This is a genomic window from Brooklawnia sp. (assembly GCF_032229645.1).
Classification (GTDB): domain Bacteria; phylum Actinomycetota; class Actinomycetes; order Propionibacteriales; family Propionibacteriaceae; genus Brooklawnia.
This window is the reverse complement of record NZ_JAVTWX010000034.1, coordinates 9,172-15,157: the sequence shown is the minus strand read 5'-3', so window position 1 is coordinate 15,157 and position 5,986 is coordinate 9,172. Positions and strand designations below refer to the sequence as shown.

Genomic DNA, 5,986 nt, shown 5'->3' with positions numbered 1-5,986 from the left:
GCCGCGATCGAAGATCGCCCTCTTGTTGGGGTCGCTCAAGACCTCGTAGGCCTCGTTGACCTGCTTGAACTTCTCTTCCGCGTCCGGATCGGTGGCCACGTCGGGATGCACCTTCATGGCCATCTTGCGGTAAGCCTTCTTGATCTCGTCCGCGCCGGCGTTCCGGGACACGCCCAGCACCTGGTAGTAGTCAGGGTTGCTCATCAGTTGTTCTCGTTCATCCTTCTGCCAGGAATCTGCCGACATAGCGGGCAATGGCCCGCACGGCGGAGATCGTTGAGGGATAGTCCATAGACGTGGGGCCGACGACGCCCAGCGATGCCCAAACCTCGTCGGATCCGTATTCACTTGCCACCAGCGATGTCCCGTGCAGCGGAACATACGGATTCTCCTGGCCGATGCGCACCGTCACCTCGCCAGGATGCTCGGCGACCGCATCGCCGAGCAAACGCAGCAGTACAACCTGCTCTTCCAGGGCATCCAGCACCGGCATGATCGCCGTCTCGTACGACGCGCCGTAGCGCATCAGGTTCGGCATGCCCGCGACAACGATCTCGCTGGAGGGATCGTTGGCCAGCATGCTGCGCAACGCTTCGATGATCATCGAGAGCCGAGTCTGGTCGAAGTCCGACGCTGCTGTCAGTTCGGCCAGCGCCGCATCGGCCTGCACGGGTTTGCGTCCCTCGACCGCCGCATTCAACTGATTGCGCCAACCGATCAGCTCGTCATCGGTGTATTCGGTCAATGCGACCGGATGCTGGTCGATGCGCGCGGTGGAGTCGATGAGGATGACCAGCACCCGGTCGGCACTCAGGCTGATGATCTCGACATGGCGGATGGTCGCCGAACTCGATACCGGATACTGCACGATGGCGACCTGGCGAGTCAGCTGAGCAAGCAGCCGCACGGTGCGGTGGACGATGTCGTCCACGTCAACAGCACCTGCCAGGAAACTCGAGATCGCCCGGCGTTCAACCAACGACAGCGGTTTGACTGTGGCAAGCCGATCCACGAAGAGTCGATAGCCCTTGTCAGTGGGTACTCGTCCGGCGCTGGTGTGTGGCTGCGCGAGGTAGCCCTCCTCCTCCAGCACGGCCATGTCGTTGCGGATCGTCGCCGGCGAGACATCCAGGCTGTGGCGCTCCACCAGCATCTTCGAGCCCACCGGCTCGCGGGTGGCGACGTAGTCGGTGACGATGGCGCCGAGTACCTTCAACTTCCGGTCGTCCATCGTTCTCCCTCCTGGCCGCTGGCACTCCGCAATTTCGAGTGCCAATCCTACCCCGCGGTCCGGCTGATGCCAGTCAGGCCGTTTCCGGCGGATTCCACCGTGCTGCCACAATGCCTGCCAACTCGGGATCGGTGGCCGAGCAAATGGCCCGGGCGTCCAGGCTCGCCGGACCGTAATCCTCACCGTTGGCCTGCACGATCGTGCCTCCGAGTTCTTGCAGCATCAGCAGACCGGGCAGATGGTCCCAAGGCTTCGGTTTGCCGTAGACGAAGAAATCGACCTCACCGCGCAGCAGCTGAGGGTAATCGAACCCGGCGCAGAAGTTGGATCCGGCCGCGATCGCGAAACCATCGGACGAGTCGAACTGCCGCCAGATCCTTCTGGTTCCCCCGGCACGGGCCGGGTGGTGAGTCTCGCCCCTCATCAGGAGTTCACCATTGCAGGTGACGCCCGCGCCGCGTTCGGCCACGTAGGCGCGTCCGGCCTCGGGCTGCCAGATCCACGAACGGGTCACCTCATTGCGGCGGACCTCGGCGATCATCACCGCATAGTCGGGCGATCCCTTGACGAAGTTCCCGGTGCCGTCCACCGGGTCGACCGTGAACGCGAGGTCGGCATCGCCGAGCCCCGCGAGGATCGCAGGATCGGTGAAACTCGCCTCCTCACCGACGACCAGGCAGCCGGGATTCCGGGCGAGCAACTCGGCGGTCAGCAGCTCCTCGGATTCCCGATCGGCCACCGTGACGAAGTCTCCGGGCGACTTCTCATCGACCTCGTTGCCTCCCAGCGCGCGAAATCTGGGCCTGATCACCCGATCGGCCACATCGATCATCAGCTGAAGAACCTCGTCGGTCTGCATGTTCACTATTGTGCTCGCCTGCTCTTGCGTGCCGCTGCTGCCGAGCTCTGGCGGTATCGGCTCGGGTAGGGCCTCTTCTGACGATCGCGGTATGAGAATCCGCGGTAGGCAAAAATCGGCGACTGATCGGACGCAGCGGCCAGTACCGCGATCGACCAGGGCTCGACGGTGTAGCGGGATTCGATGACGTCACCATCGGCTGGCGGCCAGCAGTTGTCCTCCGACTCGGCCCAAGGAGCCGTGTCGATGAGACGATGCCATTTCAGGTCGCGGCGCGGAATCTCGGTGGAATTCGGCACCTTGAAGACGGCCGGTGCGGGATACATATTGAGCATGACGAGGTAGTCGGTGCCACCGACGCCGGCGCCGTTGATCAGCACCGTCATCTGCCTATCGGTCAGCCCGGGCTCTGCGGAAAGGTTAGGCGTGTAATAGAGATAGCTGACATCCTCGGAATCCAGCTCCCCCGAACCCCAGGTCTTCTGGCGCAGCGTCGGGTCCAATGCACGAAGCCGGGCGGTGAATCTCGCGAACCGGAACATCGGATTGACGTTTTCTGCGGAATCGCATTCACCCACGACGTCGAAATACGCGGCCAATCCGGGATCGTTCGGATCGACCGGCAACCGGGTTGGGGTGTTGGACGCCAGCTGTGCCCAGTTGTTCCACATACCGATCGTGTTCAGACTCCACGGGTTGTTGTTGCCGTTCTGAGTTCGGCCGTATTCGTCACCGCTCACCACCATCGGCACGCCGCGGGCGGTCATCAAGGTCACCCAGTTGTTGCGCCAACGGGTGCGCCGCAGTGCCTGATCACCGCCCGAATCCCAGGAGTTGTTCTGTGGCGTTCCGCCGTCCGAGGGTCCGAATGGGTACGGCTGATGATTGTTCGGCTCGTTGAAACTCACCAGGTCGAACATTGTGAAACCGTCATGAGCCGTCACGAAATTGATCGACTTCTGTGGACCGGCATTGTCGTTGAAATGCAGCCAATCCCCGTTGATGAGTTCGATGAACGCACGGGTATTGCCGTCGCCTTTCAGATAATGACGAACCGCATCCCGGAAGCGGCCGTTCCATTCGCCCCAGCCCGACGGGAAGTTCCCCACCTCGTATCCCCACAGATCCCAGGCCTCCGCAATGACCTCGATATCGCGATCATCGGCCAGTTCGACGACCTCGCGCAGCAGCGGATGGGCGTTGTAGAAGCGCCGCCGGCCACCCCAGTCTTCTTTGTCGGAGCGCGCAGGGAATCGTCCGAGCACCGTGGCGAGGTCGAAACGGAAGCCGTCGACGCCCATGATGTCGTGCCAGTAGATCAGCGAATTGATCACCAGATCGCACAGCGCACGGCTGGAAAAATTCGTCTGGTTGGACGATCCGGTGGCCCCGTCCACGATATATCCGTCGGCGGTCAGGTCATAGTAGTTCGTCGTAGCGAAGCCTCCGAAGCTGACGAACGCCGCCGAATCGATGTCCTGATCCCAATTGCCGCCCTCGGCGGTGTGGTTGAAGACGACATCGAGGTAGACCTCGATGTCGTGCTCGTGAAACGCCCGGACCATCTCTTTGAACTCGCGCGTCGGCCCGCCCGGAGACTTGTCATGCGCATAGTCACGGTTGGGGGCGAAGAATCCGATCGTCTGATACCCCCAGAAATTGGTGGTGCCGTTGATCGCGCCGATCTGGTCCGTATCGGTCTCATGCACCGGAAGCAGCTCGAGGGTGGTGAAGCCCAGCCCCTTCAGATAAGGAGCCAGGTACGCCGCTCCCGCATAGGTACCCCGCAACTCGTCCGGAATGTTGTGGACCTCGTCAAAGTGCTCCTCGTCGGCGAGCAGGTCGCCGAGCTTGGCAGCGGATGGGTGCATGGTGAGGTTCTTGAGGTGTCCTTCATAGATCGAAACGTCCTGGGCTGGACGATTCGGAGCCTCCCCCGTGCTGGTGGTATCGCAGATCACCACGCCCTTCGGGGCGAAACGCCCGGAATCGACGCTGCGGCGGACCTTGCCGTGATAATCGCCGCCGCCGGTGACGAAGATGCTGCGATCGGCTCCCGCCTCGGCGATGCGTGGGCTGAGCGGCACATGGCTGATCTCGCGAGCGTATGGATCGAGCAGCAGCTTGTTGGGATTGAAGTGATTGCCGTCCGCGTCGCGATCGGAGCCGAAACCGGCGAGCGAACCCGGCTGCCATTGGGGTACGACCTCCCAGTTCGTGCCCCAGACGCGATAGCCGTACAGCTGGCCGGGCCCGACACCGATCAGCTGGCTACGCCAGATTCCGTCCTCCCCCTTCACCGCATCGAAGCGGTGACGGGCATCGACACCGATGTCCGCGTCGTAGAGCTCGATGACCACCCGGGTCGCCTTCGGCGCATAGACGGCGAACGAGGTCATGTCCTTCTGCGTGTCGACAGTTGCGCCAAGTGGCCAGCCGCCGAGTTCCCACATGTCTGGGGCAAAGGCGGTCACGGAGTCGTCGTCCGGAGCCGGCGGGACGTAGTCGTCCGGCTGGCCGATAAGCTCCGGCGCGGCCGTGGGACCGTCTTGCTGCGCGTCCGGTTCAGCAGCTTGGTCGCTTTGCTGCGGATCAGCGTCATCTTGGTGCGAGTCGTCGTCAACGGAGTCTTGGGGCTCGCGATCGCCGTCGCTGACCAGCTCCGGAGACTCGACAAGGTTCTGATCGGAAGATGCGGAGACATCCTGGTCTGCAGAGCCAGCGCCCTGCGGCTCGTTCTCGGCAGGACTTGTCTGCTCGGCCCCTGTTGTGGTCATAGATGCGACGATAACGTAACTGGCTTTACTCAGTCTCTTTTCGACGCTCAGCCGATCTCTCCCAGGTGGTCCTGCGTGACGAAGTCGATCAGTTTCTCGACCTCCCTGGTGAAATCGGGATCCAGATCACGGAAGGTGCGTACCGCACCCAGCATCGACTGCCAGGCCCGCGCAATGTCTGCCTGATCGGAGTGCGGAAGGCCTAGTGAGGCTAGTGTTCCCTGCTTGAAGTCGACATCGCGCGGCACCTCGGGCCAGGCCTTCACGCCGATGACCTCCGGCCTGATGGCCTGCCAGATATCGATGAAACGATGCCCGGTGATCTGGACGACGTCGCCGTATCCACCGCGTGCAACCTGTTGGGCAATCCGCGTCTCCTTGCTACCGCTGACCAGGTGATCCACGAGCACTCCGAGCCGCCGCCCGGGCTCGGGTCGGAACTGAGCCACGATCGCGACCAGGTCGTCGATACCCCCCAGGTATTCGACGACCACCCCGACATGACGCAGATCGCCGCCCCAAATCTTCTCCACCAGCTCCGCGTCATGGCGGCCCTCGACATAGATACGACTTGGCAGGGCCACCTTGGCAGGTCCATCGGGCACCGCCCGCGCGCCGGAGGCGGTATAACGCTTGGTTGATCCGGTGCGCGGCGGAATGCGCAGCGCCACCGGCATGCCGTCCAGCCAGAAGCCGGGACCCACCGGGAAGCTGCGCCGTTTGCCCTTGCGATCCTCCAGCACGACCAGGCCGTTCTCCCAGCCCATGATCTCCCCCACGAAACCGGACGCCGGGTCCTCCACAACCATGCCCAACTGCATCGGCACGTCCTTTGTCTGCGGACGCCGGTTGCGGGCGGCCTTCGGGTCGAGCACGTCACGGCCATAGCGATCATTGGAGACTCCCACCTGCCGAAGGGTAGTAGCCCGCTGCCGTTGGTGGGTCCAGGACGCGCTGGGCGCCGGTGAGGAAACCGGCACAACGCGCCTGAGTGCTCCCCAGATGGGCTGCGCACGCCAAATCAGTGCCGGCGCAGGCACCTGGGGAGCACTGAAGCGCGTTAGGGCCCTAATCCAATAGATCGCGGATCACACCATCGGCCAGCAACCGGCCATCCAG

5 protein-coding genes are annotated in these 5,986 nt (G+C 63.0%); all 5 read right to left on the bottom strand.

The window, feature by feature from the left end:
* Positions 1-204 (bottom strand): DnaJ domain-containing protein (locus AAFP05_RS02135; protein ID WP_341728205.1); only part of this gene is annotated, 204 nt, incomplete at its 3' end.
* Between the two features lie 13 nt (positions 205-217).
* On the bottom strand, positions 218-1,231 hold the full coding sequence (hrcA, locus tag AAFP05_RS02130; RefSeq protein WP_341728204.1) for a heat-inducible transcriptional repressor HrcA: 1,014 nt from the start codon (positions 1,229-1,231) through the stop codon (positions 218-220).
* Positions 1,232-1,304: 73 nt separating this feature from the next.
* Entirely contained in the window at positions 1,305-2,090 is a 786-nt protein-coding gene (locus tag AAFP05_RS02125) for an inositol monophosphatase (RefSeq protein WP_341728203.1), read from the bottom strand.
* A gap of 5 nt (positions 2,091-2,095) precedes the next feature.
* Positions 2,096-4,867, bottom strand: coding sequence for an alpha-amylase family glycosyl hydrolase (locus tag AAFP05_RS02120; protein WP_341728202.1), 2,772 nt, complete (start codon positions 4,865-4,867; stop codon positions 2,096-2,098).
* A 47-nt stretch (positions 4,868-4,914) separates the two neighbouring features.
* The gene (locus AAFP05_RS02115; protein ID WP_341728201.1) at positions 4,915-5,775 is read right to left on the bottom strand and encodes a DUF3097 domain-containing protein; all 861 of its coding nucleotides are present in this window, start codon (positions 5,773-5,775) and stop codon (positions 4,915-4,917) included.
* Positions 5,776-5,986: the final 211 nt, after the last annotated feature.